Source organism: Pseudomonas sp. TAA207 (assembly GCF_001529285.1).
In the GTDB taxonomy this organism is placed as follows: Bacteria; Pseudomonadota; Gammaproteobacteria; order Pseudomonadales; family Pseudomonadaceae; genus Aquipseudomonas; species Aquipseudomonas weihenstephanensis.
In genome coordinates, this window is record NZ_LLWJ01000072.1 from 358,775 (window position 1) to 383,840 (window position 25,066).

At 54.9% G+C, this 25,066-nt stretch carries 20 protein-coding genes and 1 pseudogene; 13 read left to right on the top strand and 8 right to left on the bottom strand.

The window, feature by feature from the left end; translation table 11 throughout:
* Positions 1–7 precede the first annotated feature (7 nt).
* The 4 genes from glmS to cfaB all read left to right on the top strand — a co-directional run bounded on the left by glmS (position 8) and on the right by cfaB (position 6,030).
* Positions 8–1,843 carry a glutamine--fructose-6-phosphate transaminase (isomerizing) gene (glmS, locus tag AP059_RS21395; RefSeq protein ID WP_059766096.1) on the top strand — a complete coding sequence of 612 codons (1,836 nt, stop codon included), beginning with the start codon at positions 8–10 and terminating at the stop codon, positions 1,841–1,843.
* Between the two features lie 125 nt (positions 1,844–1,968).
* Positions 1,969–2,850, top strand: coding sequence for a LysR family transcriptional regulator (locus AP059_RS21400; protein WP_256209974.1), 882 nt, complete (start codon positions 1,969–1,971; stop codon positions 2,848–2,850).
* A gap of 257 nt (positions 2,851–3,107) precedes the next feature.
* On the top strand, positions 3,108–4,436 hold the full coding sequence (locus AP059_RS21405; protein ID WP_059766101.1) for a serine hydrolase domain-containing protein: 1,329 nt from the start codon (positions 3,108–3,110) through the stop codon (positions 4,434–4,436).
* 406 nt (positions 4,437–4,842) lie between these two features.
* Complete coding sequence (gene cfaB, locus AP059_RS21410; RefSeq protein ID WP_059766104.1) at positions 4,843–6,030, top strand: C17 cyclopropane fatty acid synthase CfaB; 1,188 nt, start codon at positions 4,843–4,845, stop codon at positions 6,028–6,030.
* A gap of 58 nt (positions 6,031–6,088) precedes the next feature.
* On the opposite strand, the gene cls is transcribed toward cfaB, so the two are convergent.
* Complete coding sequence (cls, locus tag AP059_RS21415; RefSeq protein ID WP_059766106.1) at positions 6,089–7,528, bottom strand: cardiolipin synthase; 1,440 nt, start codon at positions 7,526–7,528, stop codon at positions 6,089–6,091.
* 136 nt (positions 7,529–7,664) lie between these two features.
* Here cls and AP059_RS21420 point away from each other — a divergent pair, with 136 nt between their 5' ends.
* On the top strand, positions 7,665–8,183 hold the full coding sequence (locus AP059_RS21420; RefSeq protein ID WP_059766108.1) for a DUF3617 domain-containing protein: 519 nt from the start codon (positions 7,665–7,667) through the stop codon (positions 8,181–8,183).
* A 45-nt stretch (positions 8,184–8,228) separates the two neighbouring features.
* Here the strand turns inward: AP059_RS21420 and folE2 are convergent, their stop codons facing one another.
* Positions 8,229–9,125 (bottom strand): GTP cyclohydrolase FolE2, encoded by an 897-nt coding sequence (gene folE2, locus AP059_RS21425; RefSeq protein WP_059766110.1) that lies wholly within the window; start codon positions 9,123–9,125, stop codon positions 8,229–8,231.
* A gap of 146 nt (positions 9,126–9,271) precedes the next feature.
* Between folE2 and zigA the strand changes: the two genes are divergently transcribed.
* The 3 genes from zigA to AP059_RS21440 are packed head-to-tail and all read left to right on the top strand — an operon-like array spanning position 9,272 to position 12,142.
* Positions 9,272–10,480 carry a zinc metallochaperone GTPase ZigA gene (gene zigA, locus AP059_RS21430; protein ID WP_059766112.1) on the top strand — a complete coding sequence of 403 codons (1,209 nt, stop codon included), beginning with the start codon at positions 9,272–9,274 and terminating at the stop codon, positions 10,478–10,480.
* A gap of 26 nt (positions 10,481–10,506) precedes the next feature.
* Positions 10,507–11,130, top strand: a complete 624-nt coding sequence (locus AP059_RS21435; RefSeq protein WP_371260642.1) for a DUF1826 domain-containing protein — start codon at positions 10,507–10,509, stop codon at positions 11,128–11,130.
* 40 nt (positions 11,131–11,170) lie between these two features.
* On the top strand, positions 11,171–12,142 hold the full coding sequence (locus AP059_RS21440) for a CobW family GTP-binding protein (protein ID WP_059766220.1): 972 nt from the start codon (positions 11,171–11,173) through the stop codon (positions 12,140–12,142).
* A 260-nt stretch (positions 12,143–12,402) separates the two neighbouring features.
* Here the strand turns inward: AP059_RS21440 and AP059_RS21445 are convergent, their stop codons facing one another.
* The gene (locus AP059_RS21445; RefSeq protein WP_059766117.1) at positions 12,403–12,810 is read right to left on the bottom strand and encodes a DUF3301 domain-containing protein; all 408 of its coding nucleotides are present in this window, start codon (positions 12,808–12,810) and stop codon (positions 12,403–12,405) included.
* 113 nt (positions 12,811–12,923) lie between these two features.
* Between AP059_RS21445 and pdxY the strand changes: the two genes are divergently transcribed.
* Positions 12,924–13,796: a pyridoxal kinase PdxY gene (pdxY, locus tag AP059_RS21450; protein WP_048402659.1), complete on the top strand. Its 873-nt coding sequence runs from the start codon at positions 12,924–12,926 to the stop codon at positions 13,794–13,796.
* A 207-nt stretch (positions 13,797–14,003) separates the two neighbouring features.
* Here the strand turns inward: pdxY and AP059_RS21455 are convergent, their stop codons facing one another.
* Positions 14,004–14,489 carry an acyl-CoA thioesterase gene (locus tag AP059_RS21455; RefSeq protein WP_059766119.1) on the bottom strand — a complete coding sequence of 162 codons (486 nt, stop codon included), beginning with the start codon at positions 14,487–14,489 and terminating at the stop codon, positions 14,004–14,006.
* Positions 14,490–14,778: 289 nt separating this feature from the next.
* Between AP059_RS21455 and AP059_RS21460 the strand changes: the two genes are divergently transcribed.
* Positions 14,779–16,539, top strand: a complete 1,761-nt coding sequence (locus AP059_RS21460; RefSeq protein WP_059766122.1) for a cation:proton antiporter — start codon at positions 14,779–14,781, stop codon at positions 16,537–16,539.
* Between the two features lie 55 nt (positions 16,540–16,594).
* On the opposite strand, the gene AP059_RS21465 is transcribed toward AP059_RS21460, so the two are convergent.
* The 3 genes from AP059_RS21465 to uvrD form a co-directional block, all read right to left on the bottom strand.
* On the bottom strand, positions 16,595–17,002 hold the full coding sequence (locus AP059_RS21465) for an SMI1/KNR4 family protein (RefSeq protein ID WP_048402655.1): 408 nt from the start codon (positions 17,000–17,002) through the stop codon (positions 16,595–16,597).
* Positions 17,003–17,135: 133 nt separating this feature from the next.
* Complete coding sequence (locus AP059_RS21470) at positions 17,136–17,987, bottom strand: Tim44 domain-containing protein (protein WP_048363745.1); 852 nt, start codon at positions 17,985–17,987, stop codon at positions 17,136–17,138.
* A 342-nt stretch (positions 17,988–18,329) separates the two neighbouring features.
* Positions 18,330–20,513: a DNA helicase II gene (gene uvrD / locus AP059_RS21475; protein ID WP_059766124.1), complete on the bottom strand. Its 2,184-nt coding sequence runs from the start codon at positions 20,511–20,513 to the stop codon at positions 18,330–18,332.
* A gap of 424 nt (positions 20,514–20,937) precedes the next feature.
* Between uvrD and AP059_RS21480 the strand changes: the two are divergent.
* The 3 genes and pseudogenes from AP059_RS21480 to AP059_RS21490 form a co-directional block, all read left to right on the top strand.
* Positions 20,938–22,614: pseudogene (locus AP059_RS21480) on the top strand (putative bifunctional diguanylate cyclase/phosphodiesterase); the annotation flags it as partial.
* Positions 22,615–22,770: 156 nt separating this feature from the next.
* Positions 22,771–23,637, top strand: coding sequence for a transcriptional regulator HexR (hexR, locus tag AP059_RS21485; protein WP_059766125.1), 867 nt, complete (start codon positions 22,771–22,773; stop codon positions 23,635–23,637).
* A gap of 170 nt (positions 23,638–23,807) precedes the next feature.
* Complete coding sequence (locus AP059_RS21490; protein ID WP_059766127.1) at positions 23,808–24,020, top strand: PA3496 family putative envelope integrity protein; 213 nt, start codon at positions 23,808–23,810, stop codon at positions 24,018–24,020.
* Here the strand turns inward: AP059_RS21490 and AP059_RS21495 are convergent.
* Entirely contained in the window at positions 23,962–24,924 is a 963-nt protein-coding gene (locus AP059_RS21495; RefSeq protein ID WP_059766129.1) for a LysR family transcriptional regulator, read from the bottom strand. The genes AP059_RS21490 and AP059_RS21495 overlap by 59 nt on opposite strands.
* Positions 24,925–25,066: the final 142 nt, after the last annotated feature.

Genomic DNA, 25,066 nt, shown 5'->3' on the forward strand with positions numbered 1-25,066 from the left:
GAACGTTATGTGTGGAATTGTTGGCGCAGTCGCTGAACGAAATATCACGGCCATTCTGCTCGAAGGCCTGAAGCGTCTTGAATACCGTGGCTATGACAGCGCCGGTGTGGCTGTTTTTACAAACAACGGCACACTGGAGCGCATGCGCCGAAATGGCAAAGTCGCTGAGTTGGAACAAGCCCTGGCCGGTGAACCGCTGGTCGGACGCCTGGGTATTGCCCACACGCGTTGGGCCACGCACGGTGCACCTTGCGAGCGCAATGCGCACCCGCACTTCTCGGGTTCGGACCTGGCTGTGGTGCATAACGGCATCATCGAAAACCATGAAGCCCTGCGCGAACAACTTAAAGGCTTGGGCTATGTGTTCACCTCGGACACTGACACTGAAGTCATTGCTCACCTGCTTAACCACAAGCTCAAAGACAACAACGATTTGACGGCCGCGCTCAAAGCCACCGTCAAAGAATTGCACGGTGCCTACGGTTTGGCTGTGATCAGCGCCAAGCAACCGGATCGTCTGGTAGCAGCGCGTAGCGGTAGCCCTTTGGTGATTGGCCTGGGTCTGGGCGAAAACTTCCTTGCTTCCGACCAATTGGCTCTGCGCCAAGTGACGGATCGCTTCATGTACCTGGAAGAAGGCGACATTGCTGAAATCCATCGTGACAGCGTGCAAATCTGGGATGTGACCGGCCAAAGCGTTCAGCGTGAAGCGGTGCAATACAGCGATGGTGCTGAAGCAGCCGACAAAGGCGAGTACCGTCACTACATGCTCAAAGAAATTCACGAGCAACCGGCTGTTGTGCAACGCACTCTGGAAAATCGTTTAGGGCAGGACCATGTGCTGGTTCAGGCTTTCGGCCCACAAGCGGCTGAACTGTTCGCCAAGGTGCGCAATGTTCAGATCGTTGCCTGCGGAACGAGCTACCACGCGGGGATGGTTGCGCGTTATTGGCTGGAATCGTTGGCCGGCATTCCGTGTCAGGTCGAAGTTGCCAGCGAGTTCCGTTATCGCAAAGTGGTGGTTCAGCCCGATACCTTGTTTGTTTCGATCTCGCAGTCCGGTGAAACGGCTGACACCCTGGCGGCATTGCGCAACGCCAAAGAGCTGGGTTTCCTTGGCAGCCTGGCTATTTGTAACGTCGGCATCAGTTCGCTGGTACGTGAGTCTGATCTGACCTTGCTTACCCAGGCAGGGCGTGAAATTGGTGTGGCATCCACCAAAGCCTTCACCACTCAATTAGTCGGTTTGCTGCTGCTGACCCTGTCATTAGGTCAGGTGCGTGGCACCCTGGAAGCGGGTGTCGAAGCCCAGTTGGTTGAAGAATTGCGTCGACTGCCAGCTCGTTTGGGCGAAGCGCTGGCAATGGACACCACGGTTGAAAAAGTCGCGCAATTGTTCGCTGATAAACACCACACCTTGTTCCTCGGCCGTGGTGCTCAGTTCCCGGTAGCGATGGAAGGAGCGCTTAAGCTCAAAGAAATTTCGTACATCCATGCCGAAGCCTACCCGGCGGGTGAGTTGAAGCACGGTCCATTGGCGCTGGTAGACAGCGACATGCCGGTGGTCACGGTGGCCCCCAACAACGAGCTGCTGGAAAAACTGAAATCCAACCTGCAAGAAGTGCGCGCCCGTGGCGGTGAACTGATTGTGTTTGCAGATGAGCAAGCGGGCATGACCAATGGCGAAGGCACGCATGTGATCAACATGCCGCACATCCACGATGTATTGGCGCCCATCCTTTACACGCTGCCGCTGCAATTGTTGTCGTACTACGTGGCCGTATTGAAAGGCACCGACGTCGACCAACCGCGTAACCTGGCGAAGTCCGTGACAGTGGAATAAACATCACCGGATTGATAAAACGTTAACCTTTCGACCCGCCCATGCGGGTCGAATCGTTACTGGCCTGCGGGCAACGGCCATAAGGAAAAGGCATGTTTCATAGCAACGCATTAAAACAATTGGATATGCAGGACCTTTCCATCGTTTTGCTGCTGATTGAAAACAGGAGTGCAAAGCGGGTTTCGGAAATATTGAACGTGAGTCAGTCGAGTATCAGCTACAGCTTGAAGAAGCTGCGGCATTGCTTTGACGACACATTGTTTGAAAACACAGAAGGGGCGATGCAGCCAACAGCGCGCGTATTGGCGATGAAGCCGTACTTGCAAAGCATGGTGCAGTGCATCAATCAATGTGCGAAAGAAGGCGTTGCGCAGGCGCCCTCCGTGCGTCAGTGGAATATCACGGCGCCCGAGTATTTTGAAATCTTGATGTTGCCTGCGTTGTTGCAGCACATCCGTGAAGCCGGTCGCAATTGGTCATTGAGTGTGAGCCGCTTGGGTCAGGATCTGCCCATCAGTCAGTTGTTAGCCGGTGAAACCGATGTCTGCTTCGGTTTCGGTCCTGGTTATCATCAGTTGCACCCTCTCTTGAGTTACCAAAGCCTGGGGGACGATTCTTTTGTGTGCCTGTCCAGCGTGCACAAGCACCAGGCCAAAACCACCTTGGACCTCAACGAATTCTGCGAGACACCGCAGGTATTTCCGACGCCGTGGTTGTCTGAAAAAAACATGGTGGATGACTGGCTGAGTAAACAGGGCCGCAGTCGCACAATCATGACGCGAGCCAACTCCTATCACGCCGGGGTCAATATTTTGCTTTCGGTGCCTGCGTTGATCGCCGTGCCCACGCACGTATTAAGCACGTTGAAAGTGCCGGACCAGATAAAAGTCTTAAAGCCACCGCCAGGTTTTCCGACCTTCACCCTGGACATGATCTGGTGCAAAGACAGAAACACCCAAAACGATTTCCATCAGTTGGAAGCGCTGGTGCAAAAAATCAAAAGGTGAATTTTGTTTTTTGAGACGGCTGAAGTACGCGCCACTGTAGGGTGAAGATGAACCTTACAGAGGAGCATCCCGATGCCAAATCCATTTAACTGGTAAAAGACCCGATTGAACGCCGTTGCTGGCGTGGCGTGAAGAAGGTCTATTTTGGCTATGCAAAGTCCTTCTTATCGCGCAAGGTGGCGTGCGGCCATGAATCGAAAAGGGAACATTCAATTCAGTACTGGGCCAATGTTACGTTCCTTTCATGGGGCTTTTACATGCTTAAGTTTTTTTCAAAACCCGCTCGCGCCAGTGCTTTTCTGCTCTCTTGCCTGGCGTCTTCCATTGCCTGTGCAGCCGACACCACATACCCGGATGCCGCTGCCAGTGACCCCGCCAAGATGGGATGGATGGTTGGTTCTCCGCCGCCGCCTGATCGAATTATTCGTTTTGCCGATGGCAGTTATTTCAAGTTTCCGGCCATGCGCTGGAGTGTTTCAAACTTCCGTCAATTGATGCCCACGACCAATGTGTCGCGTGGCTTGGGCGCCCCGGTGCCGCTGAATCGTGCATTACGTAAGGACATCGACGCGCTGACGTTTACCCCGACCGGTGCCAGTAAGCCCATGACGTGGGAGCAATCGCTGGCGGCCAATTACACGGATGGCATTGTGGTCTTGCATCGCGGCAAGGTGGTGTACGAACGCTATTTTGGTGTGTTGAATCCACAAAAGCAGCACGCAGCGATGTCGGTCACCAAGTCAGTGGTAGGCACGATGGGAGCGATGTTAGTGGCGGATGGCACGCTGGATGCCAATAAAAAAATCGTCGATTACATCCCCGAGTTGGCCAAGTCAGCGTTTGCCAATGCCACCTTGCGCCAAGTGCTCGACATGACCACCGGGCTCAAATTCAGCGAGGACTATGCAGATCCCAACGCTGAAGTCTGGCAACACGCAATGGCCGGTAATCCGCTGCCAAAACCTGCGGACTACACCGGACCGCAAACGTACATGGAGTACCTGCAAACCGTGCAGCCGTCAGGTGAGCACGGTAAAGCGTTCGCCTACAAAACCGTGAACAGCGATGTATTGGGCTGGGTGATTGCCCGTGTGACTGGGCGTAATGTTGCGCAGTTGTTGTCAGAAAGAATCTGGCAGCGTGTGGGCGCCGAACAAGATGCCTACTTCACCGTCGACTCCATCGGCACCCCGTTTGCGGGCGGTGGTTTGAATGCAGGGCTGCGGGATTTGGCCCGCTTTGGCGAGATGATTCGCAATGACGGCAAGTACTTGGGCCAGCAAATCGTCCCTAAAGCCGTGGTGGATGATATTCGAGCAGGCGGTGACAAACAGGCGTTTGCCCAAGCCGGTTATGACCAGCTCAAAGGCGGCAGTTACCGCAACATGTGGTGGGTGACGCATAACCCGGACGGAGCCTTTATGGCCCGCGGTGTATACGGTCAACGGATTTACATCGATCCGAAAGCTGAAATGGTGATCGTGCGGTTCGCCTCCAATCCGATTGCCAGCAACTCGGCCAATGATCCTGTGACCATTCCGGCCTTCGAAGCACTGGCCAAACAGTTGATCACTCACCCGCAGTAATCGTGCCTCGGCGCGATCTTTTCCAAAAAAGAAGATTGCGCCGGGTCGACGAAAGTTTCACCACTTCTGTTATATCGCAACTACATATCTCAGAAGTGAGAGCGTTCATACATGTCGATTTAGAGGTCGAGGAGGGTGGCCTTGAATCCCTTCCTCGTTTTCAACGCGCGAGTGCTCAGGCTTCTCAGCTGCATCGGTTGGGGGCTGGACTGGCGGGTTTAAGCCTCGTCGCGTGGGGTCTGGCGTTTTTTATAGACCTGTTTTCGCCTGAGTCGGTGTGGCCTTGCGGTACAACTTAAAAAAGGTTTCATCCGCTCTAGCCCATACCTTCTAGCCCGTGAGGCTGACAGTTTGCGTTAATCGACTACCCTTATTTTTTGACGTCTGAAATGAGGGAGGATGACTGATGCTCGCGCAACTGCCACCAGCTTTACAGAATCTTAAAATTCCACTTCGCCTGAAGCTCTGGGATGGACATGAACTGGATCTGGGGCCAACCCCCAGCGTGACCATTGTGGTCAAGGATCCGAAGATCGTTTCTGAGTTCATGCATCCCAGTCTCGACTTGTTGGGCAGTGCGTTCGTCGAAGGTCGACTGGAACTGGCTGAAGGGTCAATCAGCGAAGTCGTACGCGTGTGCGATGAACTCAGCCAAGCGTTGCTCGACGAGGATGATGACAGCACACCCGCGCGCAACTACCACGACAAGGCAACGGACGCAGCGTCCATTTCCTACCATTACGACCTGTCCAACGCCTTCTATCAGTTATGGCTGGACCGCGAGATGGTCTATTCCTGCGGGTATTTTGAGACCGGTGAAGAGAGCCTGGATGAAGCTCAGCAAGCCAAGTTTCGCCACTTGTGCCGAAAACTTCGGCTCAAGCCAGGTGAGTACTTGCTGGATGTCGGCTGTGGCTGGGGCGGGTTGGCACGTTTTGCAGCACGCGAATTCGGGGTCAAGGTGTTTGGTATCACCCTGAGCAAAGAGCAACTCGCGTTGGCTCAAGAGCGGGTCAAGGCAGAAGGTCTGCAAGACAAGGTCGATTTGCAACTGCTCGACTACCGTGACCTGCCACAAGATGGCCGCTTCGACAAAATTGTCAGCGTGGGGATGTTTGAGCACGTCGGCCACGCCAACCTGCGAGAGTACTGCCAAGTATTGTTCAACGCAGTGCGCGAAGGTGGTTTGGTGATGAACCACGGCATTACTGCCAAACACACCGACGGGCGCCAAGTGGGTCGCGGTGCGGGGGAGTTTATCGAGCGCTATGTGTTTCCTAACGGCGAATTACCGCACTTGTCGATGATCAGTGCACACATCAGCGAGGCTGGACTGGAAGTGGTCGATGTCGAGAGTCTGCGTTTGCATTACGCGCGCACGCTGGAGCATTGGAGTCAGCGCCTTGAACAAAACCTTGAGGCGGCTGCCAAGCAAGTGCCAGAGCAGACATTAAGGATTTGGCGTCTGTACCTTGCTGGCTGCGCGTATGCGTTTGCGCGTGGCTGGATCAACATCCATCAGATCCTCGCCGCCAAACCATATGCCGACGGTTCGCTTGAGCTGCCATCGACGAGGGCCGATATTTATCGTTGAACGGTCGAGATTTCGGTGATCGTCAAAGGGCCGTGTCACTCAGTGACACGGCCCTTTTTTATAGAACAGGCGAAACCAGGCGCGCCACACGCATGCCAAGTTGCTGCAAACGGTGCGTGGTTTTGATGTCGTCTTCGGTGATTTCACGCGCCAGGGCAAAGTCGTCCAGCAGCATATGTTCGACTTCGCGGGCAAACGCTTCGTCGACCGTCAGCAGCATCACTTCAAAGTTCAGGCGGAACGAGCGGTTGTCCATATTGGCGCTGCCGACTGCACTGATTTCGTTGTCGACCAGCACAACCTTCTGATGAATGAACCCTGGCTGGTAGCGGAACATTTTCACCCCAGCACGCACCGCCTCGAATGCATACAGGCTGGAGGCCGCATACACAATTTTATGGTCGGGCCGTGAGGGAATGAGGATGCGTACATCCACCCCGCGCAACACGGCAAGCCTCAATGCGGAAAAAACCGCTTCATCCGGCACGAAGTAAGGCGTTGTTATCCACACCCGTTCAGTGGCGGCATGGATGGCTTCAACAAAAAACAGTGAGCAGGTTTCGTACGGATCGGCTGGCCCGCTGGCTAGAAATTGGCACAGTACACCGCCTTCCGGGTAAGCCTGCGGCAGGATCAACGGCGGTAGTTTGCGCGCAGCCCAGAACCAGTCTTCGGCGAACGACTCTTGCAGGCAAGCCACCACCGGCCCGCAGACCTCGACGTGGGTATCGCGCCACGGAGACAGAGGCGGTTTGGCTCCCAAGTATTCATCGCCAACGTTATGCCCGCCGACAAACCCTTTCACACCATCCACCACAACCACTTTGCGGTGGTTACGAAAGTTGACCTGAAAGCGACTGATCCAGCCGCCGCGGGTGGCAAATGCTTGCGCTTGAACGCCCCCCGCACGCAATGATTCGGAATAACTATTGGGCAAAGAATGACTGCCAATGCTGTCGTACAACACATACACCTGCACCCCTTGAGCCGCTTTTTCGAGCAGCAGGGCATGCAGTTTCATTCCAAGGTCATCGTCATGAATGATAAAAAACTGCACCAGGACCACCTGTTCGGCGGTGCGGATGGCTTCAAAAATAGCGTTGAAGGTCGCTGTGCCATTAATCAGTAAGCTCACCTGATTGTTCGCCAGGCACGGCATGCGGCCTAACCTGGGCATCGCGCGCAAGGAGGTGTAGGCCTTTGAGTTACGTGCGGCAAGGGCTTCCTCGACCCAAGGTCGCCAGTCCAGATCTGCGATGGCTTCACGCATTTCCTGATTGGCCTGACGTCTGGCGCGGATGTAATCGTCGAAGGTGCTACGGCCAAAAATCAAATATGGGATGAGCGTGAAGTAGGGAATGAAGAACAATGACATGGCCCAGGCAATTGCACCTTGAGCGGTTCTCACGGTTAATACCGCGTGCACGGCGGCAATCAAACCCAAGGTGTGGATCAATAAAATCAGATAACCGAAAACGTGCGGGCCGAGATAATCCATGCGTATCCTTGCTCCTCAATGTGTGACGCTGCGTACTAAAAGACCACGTTGTGCAATGAATGTCCCTAAATGTTTGCTGATGCAACGCTTGCTGTTTTTCAACGTCTAACCCCCACATATGCGTAGGAGCTACTTGATGAATGTTCGTCTGCTTGGGCTGCTCATGGCCTGTGGTTTATCGATACCTGTGGCTCAAGCCCAAATGCTGCAACCGGGTCTTTGGGAGCTGACCACCAGCAATATGCAAGTCGATGGCCAACAGCTTCCTGACCTGCAAGTGATGTTGGGCCAATTGCAAACCATGTTGTCCCCGGAGCAACAGGCGCAATTGGAAAACCAAGGGATCACCGTTGGGGGTAAAGGTGTGCGGGTATGCCTGACGCCTGAGCAGGTCAAATCAGATGCAATCCCGCTGACAGATCCGAAGTCCGGTTGTAATCAGCAGATCACTGAGCGTAGTGGAAATCAGTGGAAGTTTCGCTTTAGTTGCCCAAAAGTCCAAGGCGCAGGGGTTGCCACATTTGCCAGCGACAGAGAGTTTAGTTCCCAAGTAAACGGCACGTTCAACGCCACGGGTGTTCAGCAAAAAGGCAGCATGGATACCCGTGCGGTATGGCTGGGCCAAAACTGTGGAACCGTCAAACCTCGTACATGATTCAAACTGTCCGCGCACTGGGCCCATCAGTACGCGGATCGCCCTCTAGGCATTTCGCCAATTCCAGCGACTCTCAGCCACCGCATCGTGGCTGTGCAAACTCTCGGCATGCACCACCTTAAGGTTGAAGCCTTTTATCCCCGCTGTACTTTTCAGCACGACATTCAAGCGTCGCGCAGCATCCTCACAAAACATTAAATTTTGCCCATTGGCTAATGCGAAGGCTTGTTCGTCTGCGCGTTTTACGGCTGTTTGTACTGCTGTGCCCAGGGCTGTTTCTGCTTCATCAATGATGTTGTTGATCGGAAAACTTTGCAGCTCGCGACCGAGATGCAGCTGCAAGTGAGCCGTGCTTCTCTGGCTATGCGGGGTAGCCACAATGCCTTGAGTACTGCCAAGCCATGTCAACACTTCGGCGTGATGGAGTGGTTTGTTCGCGAAGTCATCGACAAATTGTTGTTGGATAAGTTGGCGTGCTAACGCGGCTGAACAAGGGCAAGTGGATGAATAGTCCACGTCGATTTTTAGTTCCACGTGGAACATTCCATTTTTCAGTGAAGCTTCGATGCTGACTGGATAGCTCTTCCATCCACTTAATGCGCTGACTAATGCGGGTCGTTTCAACAGCACCTGCGTGTGGATTCTTAGGTAGGCACAGATGGATAAATCGTCATGCGAGTCCAAAAACTGCTGCAAAATTTTCTTCAAAAGTAGCGGGTTCAGAGCCTGCGAATCTAAAACTTCGAGCGCTAAATATAAGCGCGACATATGGATGCCACGTGCCTCGCCGTCATCAAGGCTGACACCGGCATCGGCGGTTGCGGCTAAACGCTGACCATTTATCACAACAGGCAGCGCAATGCCGCACATGCCGACCCATTCCAGCGGAACAGTTTGTCGGGCGTTTTGTGAGGCAATGTCGGGGAGAGTAAGGGCGTTCATAAAAGATTTCATCCAGGGGGAAGAGGGTAGCGTTACAAGATAACAATTCTAATGCTTTGTATTGTTATAATGTATCATTCGTGGCGATTTGATCATCGCCCCCACAAGCGGGCGCTTTGACCTGCCGACCCTGATGAGGAACTTCCATGCCTAATCGTCTACCCGTGACAGTGCTGTCTGGTTTTCTCGGTGCAGGAAAAAGCACCCTGCTCAATTACATTCTGCGTAACCGCGACAACTTGCGCGTCGCGGTCATCGTGAATGACATGAGTGAAATCAATATTGATGGTGCCCAGGTTCAGCGCGATGTGAGCCTGAACCGGGCAGAAGAAAAATTGGTCGAAATGAGCAATGGCTGCATTTGCTGCACCCTGCGTGAAGACTTGCTGGAAGAGGTCAGCAAACTGGCCAAGGAAGGTCGATTTGATTATTTATTGATCGAGTCCACAGGCATTTCTGAACCGCTGCCTGTCGCAGAAACCTTCACGTTTCGAGACGACGAGGGCCAAAGCCTGGCCGACATCGCGCGCCTCGATACGATGGTCACTGTCGTTGATGGCCTGAATTTTTTACACGATTACCAGGCCGCCGAAAGCCTTGGCACGCGCGGTGAGACATTGGGGGAGGAAGATGAGCGCTCGATCACTGATCTTTTAATCGAACAAATCGAGTTTGCCGACGTTATTTTGGTCAGCAAAATAGACCTCATCAGCCGTGTTGAGCGTCAGGAATTGATGGCCATTCTTCAACGACTGAATGCTCAGGCTGAAATCATTGCAATGGTCATGGGTGAAGTCCCGCTGAATAAAATTCTGGATACGGGGCGTTTTGATTTCGAGCGTGCAGCTCAAGCGCCGGGCTGGTTGCAAGAACTGCGCGGTGAACATGTGCCTGAAACCGAAGAATATGGCATTGCCTCGACGGCTTACCGGGCACGTCGACCTTTTCACCCGGAACGTTTTTTTAATTTTATTGATCGACCGTGGACGAACGGTAAATTGCTGCGCTCCAAGGGTTTTTTCTGGTTGGCCAGCAAGTACCAGGAAGCTGGCAGTTGGTCACAGGCGGGCGGTTTAATGCGCTATGGATATGCCGGGCGCTGGTGGCGATTTGTACCCCGTGATCAGTGGCCGCAAGAGGCAGATGCCAAGGCCGAAATCCTCAAAAAATGGCTGCCCGACACCGCTGACTGTCGTCAGGAATTGGTCTTTATTGGCCAACATATCGACTTCAATCAGCTCACACATGAACTCGATTCCTGCCTGTTGACTGATGAAGAGATGGCCTTGGGTGTAGAGGGCTGGCAGCAGATGAGCGACCCGTTTGGTGGCTGGTATGACGAGGTGGCCGCCTGATGAATGCCTTCGCTTGCAGCCCAAACATGACGATAAAACAGGTCTGTGGGGCCACTCCCCACATCCTCACGCGCGTACTGGATGAAGACGTCAATTTGGCCGTCTGGCAGCGCCACTTGCCTGTGCATATAGCTGATTTCAGCGATTTACTGCTGTCGTTGGATGAGCCTTTGGCGGATGCCTTGAGCCTGGAAATGAACGATGAAAACACTCAGCCCAACCTTCATGGGCTTGCCCACAGGTTCAACGATTTGGAAGGCTATGAAAGCTTCATGGCGGATGTTGCCTGGTTGGTCAGCGCCTACGCTTGTTTGTTAGGCGCCAAACGCATTGGGCTGCGTCTCAGGGCCTTGGATAAGGCCATGTGCCCACGCTTTCACGTTGATCATGTGCCAGCCCGCCTGATCACCACCTACGCAGGGCAGGGCAGTCAGTGGCTCGCCGAGGGCGTGATGGCACGTCAGCAACTGGGCCAGGCGCAGGCAGAGCCGACGCATGCAGCGTTGATTAAGCAACTGAACACGGGAGATGTGGCGCTGCTTAAAGGCGAAAAGTGGCAAGGCAACGAGGGTGCAGGGTTGATCCATCGTTCGCCTGCGCTGCAAGCCGGCGAACGACGGCTGATTTTGACCCTGGATTGGCTGGCCTGAGGCATATTGCAACCTTCAATCCCTACAGAAGCGTTTGATGATGCTGCACAACATTCCTACACATGTGATCGCCGGGCCGCTGGGCGCAGGCAAAACCAGTCTGATTCAACACCTGATGGCCCAGAAACCTGTGCACGAACGTTGGGCGGTACTGGTGAATGAGTTCGGTCAAATAGGTCTGGATGCTGCTTTGATGGGCCAAAGCGGTGATGCAATCGCTATTACTGAAGTCGCGGGCGGCTGTGTCTGTTGCGTGAACGGTGCGCCTTTTCAGATTGGTTTGAGCCGTCTGTTACGTCAGGCAAAGCCTGATCGCTTATTCATTGAGCCTTCGGGTCTCGGGCATCCTGCACAAATCCTCAAGCAGCTCAGCGCTGCGCCCTGGTTAGGTGTTTTAGCCTTGCAGCCGTGCGTAATAGTGCTGGATGCCGAGGCGTTAGCCTTGGGTAAACCGGTGCCTGCAACCCAACAAGAAGCCTTGAAAATGGCCGGTTTAGTGGTCATGAATAAATCTAATAGTGTCCAAAATGAGCAACGTGAGCAGATTGCATGCAGCCTGCCAAAGTGCCCTGTTTTATGGACCGAGCAGGGCTACATGCCGCTAAATACGCTGCCTGTAGCCACTATGAGCGATATTCATGCTGTGGATAACTCATTGATTTATAAGGATTTTAATTCAGTACTAAGCGTTTTTTCTGACCCGCAGACCCCTTTCGTGATGACGCAACAGCAGCCTGAGGCGTGGAGTATTGGCTGGAAATGGCACGCCTCACTGCTATTTGACCTGGTGCTGCTCAATCATTGGCTTCAGGGGCTGAACTGGCTGCGCGCCAAGCTCGTTGTGCATGCGCCCTCAGGGTGGTTTTCAGTCAATTGCCTCGAAAACAGCCTCCAATCCTGGAAAGCCAGCGAGTGGCGCACCGATTCGCGCATTGAATTGATCTTCGAAAGCCCTCAGGATCTGAATTCACTCAAAAAAGGGCTGCAAGACTGCCTCATTCATCCCCTGTAGGCATTCACGGTTAACGCGGGCGCACTTGCTGAATGAGCTGTCGGCCCTGATCGATTTCGGGGCTGATTTTGGATTAATACGCCATTTTGTACTGGTAAAGTTGTCCTACAATCCTTGTTTTTGCCATCTGTTTTAACCTCATTGAAGTGTCTATTTCAAAGGTTTCAGCGCTTTTGGCGGGTTTTACGAAAAGTTATCCACAGGGGAACTAAAAAAGGCGAGAAAGAGGCGCTCAGGCAGGGAGCGCTCCTCGAGATTCATCACTGGGGCGGTTTGGTGTGCTCCTGGCGCCATTGGCTCAGCTCTATGATTTTTGCGCTGGGGATGTCGCGATGCTCAGGCTCAGGTTGTGCTTGGAACGGGTAGGGTGCCAGCTCGATCTTCGCGCTGTGGGCACCAAATTGAGTGATGGTGCCAGCATGGCGTTGATCGCCGGTGACGGTGAACTCAAAGTTATACACACGGGCCAAGCGTCGATTGCCCTTGGCGTCCGCAATGAATCCGATTTTCTTGAGGGCCACGTTTTCATCGAGCAATTCGATGTCGAGCTTGTTGCAGTGCTGTTTGACGCGCTCCAGCGCTCGCTCGCGCATACCGTGGTTGTGCCACAGCCAGGCAGCAGCAGTGGCCAGTAGCATCAGCACAAACATATTTCCAAGGGTCAGCATGACGTGGGCTCCAACAGAATAGGCTCAGCTTAACTGCGTCTTCAGCCTGTCGTACAGGTTGCTTTTCGTCGCATACTGCGTGGCTTGAATCCACCCGCAGTCTGGAATCCGGCATGAAACGTACGCCTCACTTACTTGCTATCCAATCCCACGTGGTTTTCGGCCATGCCGGCAACAGCGCAGCCGTATTTCCTATGCAGCGCGTGGGTGTAAATGTATGGCCCTTGAACACGGTTCAGTTCTCGAACCACACTCAGTATGGTCAGTGGACTGGCGAAGTGCTGGCCCCTGAGCAAATTCCTGCGCTGGTTGACGGTATTGCCGCGATTGGCGAACTGGGTAACTGCGATGCAGTGTTATCTGGCTATTTGGGTAGCGCGGCACAGGGTCGGGCCATCCTCAGCGGGGTCGCGCGCATTAAGGCGGTTAACCCCAATGCGCTTTACCTGTGCGACCCCGTTATGGGGCACCCGGAGAAAGGCTGCATCGTGCCGTACGAAGTCAGTGATTTTCTGCTGAATGAGGCGGCCGCAGTAGCGGATTTTCTGTGTCCTAACCAGCTGGAACTGGACAGCTTCTGTGGTCGCCATCCGCAATCGCTGTTCGATTGCCTGGCGATGGCGCGCAGCATGCTGGCACGCGGGCCCAAAGCGGTACTGGTCAAGCACCTGTCATACCCCGGCAAGCCTGAAGAAAGTTTTGAGATGTTGCTGGTGACGAATGACGGGAGCTGGCACCTGCGCCGCCCGTTATTAGCGTTTCCGCGCCAGCCTGTAGGCGTGGGTGACCTGACGTCCGGCTTATTCCTGGCACGGGTACTGTTGGGAGACAGCCTGGTGGCCGCATTTGAATTTGCGGCATCGGCGGTGCATGAAGTGCTGCTCGAAACCCAGGCATGTGCCAGTTACGAGCTGCAATTGGTGCGTGCTCAAGACCGTATTGCTCACCCGCGTGTGCGCTTTGAGGCTACGCCGATCAACCTGTAATCCTTGCCCTAGGGGCATCGTCGAGCCCTGTAGGCGCTGCCGAGGCACAAGGCTGCTCGGGCGCGAAGCGGTCGTAAACCGGATGAGTGCGGTGTGTCTGAGGCACTGCGTTGAATGGTTTACCACGGCTGCGCCGCTGGACGCAGCCTCGCACTCCTCGTCAGCGACACGTTTTATCTGCGCGATGCTGGACCGGTGGCAAAAGGCCTAGACGGTTTCGTCTTTCAATTCCCGATAGCGTTTTTCCAGCTCCTGGCGGATCTGGCGACGCTGTTTGCCTTGAATAAAGCGGCGTTTGTCTTCGCTGTTAACGGGTTGCAAAGGCGGAACAGTCGCCGGTTTGCGGTCGTCGTCCACTGCCACCATCGTGAAAAAACAGCTGTTGGTGTGGCGCACCGAGCGCTCACGAATGTTTTCAGTGACGACTTTGATCCCCACTTCCATCGACGTGTTGCCGGTGTAATTGACCGAGGCCAGAAAGGTCACCAGCTCGCCGACATGAATCGGCTCACGAAAAATAACCTGGTCCACGGACAAAGTGACCACATAACGCCCGGCATAGCGGCTGGCGCACGCGTAGGCGACTTCGTCGAGGTATTTGAGCAGGGTTCCGCCGTGAACATTGCCAGAAAAATTGGCCATGTCCGGGGTCATCAAGACCGTCATCGACAGTTGGGCGTTTCCGGGTTCCATAGCAGCAGGCTCGCGGTAGTGTTGCAGCAGTGAAATGGGTATCTCTGTGGATACTTTTCGATTTTTTGAAACAGACAGGAACGGGACGCTACCGTTTGGGCTGTCGTCACGCTCTGGCGTACATGTTTCCATATATTGCGCCGCCTTTCTGCGTTAAGTCCCGGTGTTAACCTGCCAAAGCCCGTTTGACGGGTATTTCCTACACTTAAAACAGTCGATACATACTGCGAGACTCGCTGTGTCTGTCGTTCTGTTGTCGGGCAGCACCCACACAAGGAGGCGACACGCCATGCATGCCATCAGCTTTATTCAGGATCTGGCAGTCATCATGTTGGTCGCAGGTGTGGTGACTATTCTTTTTCACCGTTTTAAACAGCCCGTGGTGCTGGGTTACATCGTGGCGGGTTTTATTATTGGCCCGCACACGCCGCCATTCGGTCTGATTCATGACGAAGAAACCATCAAAACCCTGGCTGAGCTGGGGGTTATTTTTTTGATGTTCTGCCTGGGGCTGGAGTTCAGCCTGCGCAAGTTATTCAAAGTGGGTGCCACGGCCTTTATTGCGGCATTCATGGAAATCACCCTGATGATCTGGATCGGCTATGAAATTGGCCGATGGTTCGACTGGAACACGATGGATTCGCTGTTTTTGGGCGCCATTTTGGCCATTTCATCGACCACCATCATCGTTAAAGCGCTCAATGACCTGAAAATGAAAAACGAGCGCTTTGCGCAGCTGATTTTCGGTGTGCTGATCGTTGAAGACATTCTGGGCATCGGCATCATTGCGTTGCTGTCGAGCATTGCCGTCAGCGGCAGCGTCAGCCCGGAAGAAGTGTTCTCCACCGTTGGCAAGCTGTCGTTGTTCATGATTGTGGCGCTGGTCATCGGTATCTTGCTGGTGCCACGCGTTTTGGCCTATGTGGCCAAGTTTGAAAGCAATGAAATGCTGCTGATTACCGTGCTCGGGCTGTGTTTTGGTTTTTGCCTGCTGGTGGTCAAGCTGGAATACAGCATGGTCCTGGGCGCATTTTTAATCGGCGCGATCATGGCTGAATCACGGCAACTGCTGAACATCGAAAGGCTGATCGAGCCTGTGCGCGATTTGTTCAGCGCGATCTTTTTTGTCGCCATCGGTTTGATGCTCGATCCCGCCATCTTGTGGGAATACGCCTTACCCATTGTCGTCATCACCTGTGCAGTGGTACTGGGCAAGATGCTGTCCTGTGGGTTAGGTGCTTTTATCGCCGGTAATGATGGACGCACCTCTCTGAGAGTCGGGATGGGCCTCTCTCAGATCGGAGAGTTTTCGTTCATCATCGCGGCACTGGGCATGACCTTGCAGGTCACCAGCAGCTTCCTGTACCCCGTGGCGGTTGCTGTGTCTGTGCTGACGACCTTGATGACGCCTTACTTGATTCGTGCCGCAGATCCGCTTTCGCTCAAGCTGGCGCAGGTCATGCCAAATCGGGTGTCGCGGGTTTTTGCTTTGTATGGCGAGTGGCTGAGGAGCATCCAGCCCCAGGGCGAGGGTGCTTTATTGGCGGCGATGATCAGAAAAATCCTGCTACAGGTAGGCGTCAATCTGGCGTTGGTTATCGCGATTTTCTTTGCGGGCGGGTATTTCGCCCCCCGCATTGCAGATTATTTACAGGGCTGGGTGATGAAATCGAGCTGGCAAAACGGCTTGATTTGGGGCGCTGCCTTACTGTTGTCGTTACCGTTCCTGATCGCGGCATATCGCAAGCTCAAGGCGCTGTCGATGCTCTTGGCGGAGATGGGGGTTAAACCCGAAATGGCGGGGCGTCACACGCAACGCGTGCGCCGGGTGATCGCTGAGGTGATTCCGATCTTGTCGCTACTGGTGATTTTTTTATTGCTGTCGGCATTGTCTGCCAGCATCTTGCCGACCAATGAATTGCTGATCGTGATTGCGGTCGTGGCGGCGGGAGTGGCGGCAGTGTTGTGGCGCTGGTTTGTGCGCATCCACACGCGCATGCAAGTTGCGCTGTTGGAGACGCTGGACAATCACAAGGAGACAGGGCACTAGCGGCACTGTCCTGAGTTTTTGTAGGAGCGAGCAAGCTCGCTCCTACAAAAGAAAATCAGCTTTCCAGCCAGACATCCCGTGCCCAGTGCCAGACCGATTCCCAGGTTTCTTCGGTCACCAACTCTTCTTCTGCGGACCACAGCACCACGGTGCCATCTTCTTCCACGCAGTAATAGTCGTCGCCGTCCTGACAAATCGGGATCAGCTCACGTGGGACGCCAGCATCCCATGCGGTAGCTGCGACATCTGGCAGGTAGGTATGGGATTGTGGGTCGGTCACGGTGACCGGTTCCAGGCTGCCATACACCACGTCGCTGACGGTCAGCAGAAACTCTTTGAACACAAAGGGGATGTCGATGAACAGTTGTTCTTCGATTTCCACCAGTTGATCGTCATCAGGCAGTTCCAGAGGAACAGGCACAGGTTCGTTCTTTTCACGCAGTTCTTCGATGATCTCTTCCACGACCTCAATCCTCATACTCTATGGCGCGGTTTATATGACGCGCTTTATACAGTAGCTCGTTATAAGTGCAATCGTGAAATGCAAAGCCCCGGACAAGTCCGGGGCTTTGGGTGTTGCGTGTGGAGCGCAGGGATCAGCCGTTCTGACGGATACCGGCTACAAGCCAAGGTTGGTTTTCGCCTTGAGCGCGTTCCATGTTCCAGCTCTCGCTGAAGGTTTCGCCTTGGTCAAAACGCGACGTTTTCGAGAGGCCGCTGAAAGTCAGGGTCGCGATGGTTTTGTCGGCGCGATCATCCAGGCCGTCCAGCTGAACGGTCAGGTTATCGATGTAGGTTGAGTTGAAGCCATCACCCAGATCCGCGCGCTCACGCTTGAGGAAATCGAGCATTTGCGGGGTAACGAACTCGGCGATTTTATCCATTTCGTTGGCATCCCAGTGCTGTTGCAGGGACTGGAAATGGTTACGCGCGGCTTCAAGAAAGCTCTGCTCGTTGAACCACGCCGGGGCGTTGATCACCGGGCGTGCTGGCGCCGCTGAAGCACCGCCGCCGAAGATTGATGTTGGCGCAGGCTTGGCGTCGAATACTTCGCGCTGCATGGGTGCGTGACCCGCTGGCGCCATGTCAGCCTGTTGCTTGCGGCGACGAGCGGCGATAAAGCGGAAAATCACGAACGCGATGACAGCCATGATCAGGATGTCGAAGATTTGCATGCCCTGGAAGCCACCGCCCATGAACATGGAAGCGAGCAGGCCGCCAGCAGCGATGCCGGCCAGAGGGCCGAGCCAGCGAGAAGCACCACCGGCTTTTGCGGCTGCGCCGGCGGCAGCAGGGGCTGCGGCAGGAGAGGCAGGAGCGGCTTGGCGAGTTTGGTGGCTTGGGGCCGAACCAAAGCTTTTACCGCCGCCGAAGCGCTTGGCGTTTGCGTCGAGGCTCATCGTCAAGCCGATGCACAACGCCATGGCGATGCTAAGAAAACGTTTCATAAAGGGAATTCCCATTTGTGGATGACACGCGCGCCATGTTGCACAGGTGAGGTGTGACTGGCTAGCAGTGAAATGTTTCGGGCTTTTGCCTAAATATGAGTAGGACGGTTCCCGATATCGTGTAGTTCACCTTGGGGTCGTCGAAAAGCCAGCTCGTATCGCCGCCGTGAAAACGGATAACAGCAGAGGGAGAGGCCACGCTTCAGGATGAAGACTGGCCCGGGCCTGGAGCTCGCCCTCAGTGCTGCAACGTTGGCTGACAACAAAGCCCGGATTGTCCAGAAAGAACAAAGTCTGAGCCTATATTGCCTACCTTATCGTCCGATGCCTGTCGGGTTGCTGTCAGACCGCCTCAAGTTTGGCGTAGCCCATCATCAGCCACTTGCTGCCTTCGTCGAAGTTAACCTGCACCCGCGCCTGCGCGCCGGCACCTTCGAAGTTGAGGATCACGCCTTCACCGAATACCGCATGCTTGACCATCTGTCCCAGTTTGAATTCGGTTTCCGGGATCTCCGAACCGCCAAACAGGGTGCTGGTGTTTTGCTGTTGACCGCCGCCGAAAGGGCGACTGACGCTGTTGGACAAGCGCACTTCTTGAATCAGCCCTTTTGGCACTTCACGTACGAAGCGCGAAACCTTGTTGTAGGTTTCGCTGCCGTAAAGGCGTCGGGTTTCAGCATAGGTCATGACCAGGTTTTGCATGGCGCGGGTGATGCCCACGTAGGCAAGGCGGCGTTCTTCTTCAAGACGCCCCGGCTCTTCCAGGCTCATCTTGTGCGGGAACAGACCTTCTTCCATCCCCACCAAAAACACATACGGGAACTCCAGACCTTTGGCGCTGTGCAGCGTCATCAGCTGGATACCGTCTTCATGCTCTTCGGCTTGCGTGTCACCGGCTTCCAGCGATGCATGACCCAGGAACGCGGCCAGCGGCGTCAGCTCCTCGTCCTCTTCGTTGCTCTCGAAGTTACGGGCGGCGCTGACCAGTTCCTCAAGGTTTTCTACCCGGGCCTGGCCTTTTTCGCCTTTTTCTGCCTGATGGTAAGCAATCAGTCCGCTTTGCTCGATCACGGTTTGAGTCATCAGATGCAGCGGCATCTCCATGACTTTTGCCGCGAGGTTCTCGATCAGTTCAACAAAACCTGTGATGGCGCCTGACGCGCGGCCAGGCAGCGCTTTGTTGGCAATCAACTGGCGCATCGATTCCCACATCGACACGTCGCTGTGGCGTGCGTGTTCACGAATCGCTTCGACTGTTTTTTCGCCAATACCGCGAGCCGGGACGTTAATCACCCGCTCTAGCGCAGCATCATTCCCACGGCCTTCGAGAAGGCGCATGTAGGCCATCGCGTTTTTGATTTCAGCCCGTTCGAAGAAGCGCTGGCCCCCATAAATACGGTACGGAATGCGCTCGCGCAGCAGCGCCTCTTCGAGTACCCGCGATTGGGCGTTGGAGCGGTACAAAATAGCGATGTCTTTATGAGCAAGGCCGGTTTTAAGCGCACTCTCAATGGTTTCGACCACGTAGCGGGCTTCGTCGTGCTCGTTGAAGGCGGCATACAAATTGATTGCTTCGCCGTCGCCGCCATCGGTCCACAGCTCTTTACCCATGCGCCCGGTGTTGTTGGCGATCAGGGCGTTGGCGGCTTTGAGAATGCCGGCAGTGGAGCGGTAGTTCTGCTCCAGACGAATGGTTTCGGCGTCCGGGAAGTCCGTGGAGTACTGGTAAATGTTTTCAATTTTCGCGCCGCGCCAGCCGTAGATGGATTGGTCGTCGTCGCCGACCACCATCAGGCTGTCTCCACCCTGGGCCAGCAATCGCAGCCAGGCATATTGAACGGCGTTGGTGTCCTGAAACTCGTCGACCAAAATGTGCCGGAAGCGTTTTTGGTAATGCGCGAGCAAGCCCGGGTTATCGCGCCACAGGTCCAGCGCGCGTAACAGCAACTCAGAGAAGTCGATCACGCCTGCGCGCTGGCAGGCGGCCTCATAGGCTTCGTAAATGCTGCGCATGGTGGCCAGGAACAAATCGCCACTGGCCTGGATGTGTTGTGGACGCAGACCTTCGTCTTTTTGACCGTTGATAAACCACTGCGCCTGACGCACTGGCCAGCGTTGTTCGTCTAGCCCCAGTTCACGAATCACACGCTTGACCAAGCGTTGCTGATCATCGCTGTCCAGAATCTGGAAGGTCTGGCTCAACCCGGCTTCTTGCCAATGGGCACGCAGCAGGCGGTGCGCCAGCCCGTGGAAGGTGCCAACCCACATACCGGCCGGGTTGATACCCATCAGCTGCTCGATGCGGTGACGCATCTCGGCAGCGGCCTTGTTGGTGAATGTCACCGAGAGTACGGAGTGGGGGGACGCGTTTTCGACCTGGATCAACCAGGCGATACGGTGCACCAGCACACGGGTTTTGCCGGAACCTGCGCCGGCCAGAACCAACTGACGCCCGACACTGGCCGTGACGGCCTGACGTTGGGCATCGTTGAGGGAATTTAACAAGAGAGAGAGATCATCGCGCATCGGCGCATTCTAGGGTGCTGGCTCAAACCGGGCAAACTTCTATCCTGTTCGGGCTGGCCGTCTGTCGCAGCGCTGCGGTGAGTGTTTTAAAAGAACCGCAGGTGCGCACTTCAATTACAGGGTCTTGTTTCGTCTGTTTAATGACGTGTCTCAGTTTGGTCACGGGCCTGGCTTGTGTATGCTCGGGCAACATTTTTTGGCTCATCCACTGATAAGAATATTGCCGATGATTCAGAGTTTTAGCGCGTCGGGTGTGGCATTGGGCACCGGGCTCGGTTTTTTTTTGGCGCTGCTGGGCGTTGTCGGCTGGCGAGCCAGTCAGCGCCGCCAAGGAGGGCGCTTGGCACCTCCTGTATGGCCTGAAGTGTTGCAGCAGGCTCAGGGGCACAACGTGCAGCGCACTGCACCGGCGTCGTGCGAGGTTGAGCAACGGCGTTTGGCGGCCACCGTGTTTGAAGCGGCCAGCGAAGGCATTGTGATCCTCGACCCCGATTACCGGATGTTGGCGGCCAATCAGGCGTTTTGTCGCATCAGTGGTTACGCCGTCGAAGAGCTGGTCGGGCGGCGTGTGAACGAACTGGCATGCAGTCGTGATGCCCGCCGTCACTTTCCAATGATCCAGCCGGTGCTGGATGAGCACGACCACTGGCAGGGCGAGTTGGTCGAAACGCGCAAAAGCGGTGAGCTTTACCCGCAATGGCTGCAACTTAAAGTCGTGCGTAATGATGACGGGCGTATCAGCCACATCGTGGCCTTTGTCAGCGACCTGTCAGCGCGGCGTATTTCTGAAGCCCGGGTGCGCCATCTGACGCATTTTGATGAACTCACAGGGCTGGCCAATCGCCTGTTGTTCAAAGAGCGGCTGGAAGAAGCCAATCAGCGTGTGCGCCAAGGTGCCCGCAACCTTGCGCTGCTCTACATCAACCTTGATCGTTTCAAGCTGCTCAATGACAGCCTGAGTCCCGAACTGGCTGACCAAGTGCTGCATAAAGTCGCTCGACGCCTGACCAAAGCACTGCCGGAGGCAGACACCATTGCGCGGCTCTCAGGTGATGAATTCGCTGTGTTGTTCGATGCGTACGGCAGCCTGACGAGTCTGGCGCGTGTGGCGACCCGGCTATTGGCCAAAATAAGCCGGCCATTGGTGATTGACGGGCATGAACTGGTCATCAGCGCATCAATGGGTATCAGCTTGTTGCCTGACAGCGCACGGGACATCGCCACGCTGGTCAGCCAGTCCAACAAAGCCATGCAGCAAGCCAAACACTTGGGCGGCGGCACGTTTCAGTTTTTCAGTCATAGCCTGCAAGACAGTACCCTTGAACGCTTGCAGCTGGAAAACCAACTGCGCAAGGCAATTGCCGACCAGCAACTCAAAGTCTTCTACCAACCCAAGCTGTGCCTGACCACAGGGCGTTTGCACGCGGCGGAGGCGTTGGTGCGCTGGGATCATCCACAACTGGGCAGCGTGCCCCCGAGTGATTTTATTGGTTTGGCCGAAGAGACCGGCCTGATTGGTGCCATTGGCGAGTTTGTACTGCGCCAGGCGTGTCATCAGGCGTGTGAGTGGCAACGCGAAGGGCTGGCGCCGATACGGGTATCGGTCAATTTGTCAGTGCATCAATTGCGTCAGGGCAAGTTGGTCAGTTTGGTGCGTCAAGTGCTGGAAGAGAGCGGGCTGGCGCCTCATTGCCTGGAGCTGGAACTCACTGAAAGCCAGTTGCTGGACAGTGTTGATTCCATTGTTGCGACTTTCCAGCAACTCCACGAGTTGGGGGTAAAACTGGCGATTGATGACTTTGGCACGGGGTATTCGTCCCTCAGTTACCTCAAACGGTTTGCTGTGGATTACGTAAAAATCGATCAAACATTTATTCGCGGTGTCGGCCGCTCGGTCGAGGATGAGGCGATTACCAAAGCGATTATCGCGATGGCCCACAGCCTGGATTTAAAGGTTGTAGCCGAAGGCGTGGAAGACGACGTGCAGCTGGCGTTTCTCAAGGCGCAGCAGTGCGACGAGGTGCAGGGATATTTGATCAGTCGCCCCATTAATCCTTCAGCTTTAGGTGATTTATTACGCAGCAATGTAGTCTTTTTGTAGTGCTAAAAAGGGCTACATAGAGCTTTGGTAGCCTGTATTGGGGGTAAAACGCAGGTGTACGCGACGTATTGGTTGGGCAGAAATCGAATTCTTGTAGTATAACTACAAGATTGCTACATCTCTGGTACCTCACCTTTTCAGACCGAGTCCTGCCCTTTGAACTTGCTGCAACATATCGCCCAGTCACGCCACTTGTTACGTAAATCGGAACTCAAGGTCGCCGATCACGTGCTGCTTGATCCTGCGGCTGTAATGCACAGTTCCATGGCCGACCTTGCCCATAACGTCGGTATCAGTGAGCCCACCATCGTGCGCTTTTGCCGGGCGATTGGGTGTACCGGGTTTCAAGACCTGAAACTCAAGCTGGCGCAAAGCCTGGCGGCGGGTGCCAGTTTTGGTCAGTTCGCCATCCATGAAGACGACTCTGTCGCTGACTACAGCCTCAAAATTTTCGACACCACGCTGCACACCCTGATGGACGTGCGTGAAAAGCTCGACCCTGTGGCGTTGCAGCGTGCCGTGACCGCCATGTCTCAGGCTCAGCGTGTCGAGTTTTATGGCTTTGGTGCCTCGGGTGCCGTGGCGGCCGATGCGCAGCACAAGTTTTTCCGTTTGTTGCTAACGGCAGCGGCCTATTCCGACCCGCACATGCAGGCGATGTCGGCCGTGACCTTGAAGCCCACCGACGTGGCCATCTGCATCTCGCAGTCAGGTCGCTCCAAAGACTTGCTGATTACCGCCAATTTGGTGCGTGAAAGCGGCGCAACATTGATCACGTTATGCCCCAGCCAAACGCCATTGGCAGAGTTGGCCACCGTGAACCTGGCCATCGATGTTCACGAAGACACCGAAATCTATACGCCATTGACCTCGCGCATCGCCCACCTGGTGGTGATCGACGTGCTGGCAATGGGCGTGGCAATGGCCCGTGGCCCGAGCCTGGTCAACCACCTCAAGAGCGTCAAACGCAGCCTGCGCAGTTTGCGCCTGTCGCCAAAATCGCTGAAAAACCACGACGATTAACCCCGCCTAAATACCTCGCAGGCGGCGATTTTTTGATCGTAAACAATCGCAGCCTTCGCCAGCGCCTACAGAGGTCGTACCGGGTTCATTCTTTTGTCATTGGGGCTTCGCTCAATTGTCACAAACAAAGTCCATCGTAAAGCTCCCGTACACGCCTTGGGAGACTCGAAATGGCCCAGCCTTACGAAGAACGCAACAGCGCCGTCAAAACCCGTCGTCAACAGGAAGACCAGCGCCGCATGGCCTTCCGGCGCGCGATTGAAGACCATACGGACCAGCGCTTATTGCGCCTTGAAACGGCCGACTACCCCGACCTCGGCGCCATCAATTACTGGCAAGCGCCACCGGTAAATGGCCGTCGAAGCGCTCAACCAGCGCGCTGATTTGCTGACGCTCGCTGCGAATAAAGCCTACGAACGCATGCGCCACCGGTGACAGGCGTTTGGCTTTTGCCTGCACCACGCACCAACTGCGATACAGCGGCAATTCTTCGACCGGCAGCTCACGCAGCAAGCCGGTCGCCAGCTCCAGGCTGACAGCGTGGCGCGTCAACAGCGCCACGCCCAACCCCGCCACCGCACATTCACGCTGAGCATCGGTCGAGGCCACCTCCAGCGTGTGTTTGAAGTGCACGCGTTTCTCTTTGAAATATTCTTCGCACGCCCTGCGCGTGCCAGACCCTTGCTCGCGCATCAGCAGCGTGAAGGGTTCCAGCTCTTGAAGTTGTAAGGTTTCGCGCTGGCCCAAGGGGTGATCGGGCGGCGCAACAGCAATGATCGGGTTATTCAAAAACGGCAAAAATTCCAGACCCATGTCCAGCGGCACCATCGACATGATCACCAGATCGTCGCGGTTGTCTGAAAGTCTGCGCACCGCTTGTGCCCGATTGACCACCGTGAGTTGCAAATTGACTTCGGGGTGCAGGCGCTTGAACGCCGCAAAAAGATGCGGCACAAAATATTTCGCACTCGACTCCACGGCCAATTTCAGCTGCCCTTGTAGCGAACCGAGCAGGTCGGACAGCTGCATATCAAGGTTTTCCAGTCGGTCAAAAATATCGCGACTGGCCCGCTGAAGCGCTTCAGCGGCCTCGGTCATGTACAGCTTTTTGCCGACGTAATCGAATAAAGGCTGCCCAACCAGTTCTTCAAGCTGGCGAATTTGTAGACTTACGGCGGGTTGCGTCAGCGACATTTCTTCTGCTGCACGGCTGTAAGAGCGTAAATCACACACTTCATTGAATACCTGAAGCTGCCTAAAAGTGATACGCATCAATGACTTACGCATTTTTATAAAATTATCCGAAGCGACAAGTGATCTGACTATAAGTTGTTACTTATGCACGACCCAAGAATTATTGATTTTTGTTTATCAATGCGTGGGTCTAGTGTGACGACACAACGGTTCAGACACATTTGGACACGTGCCG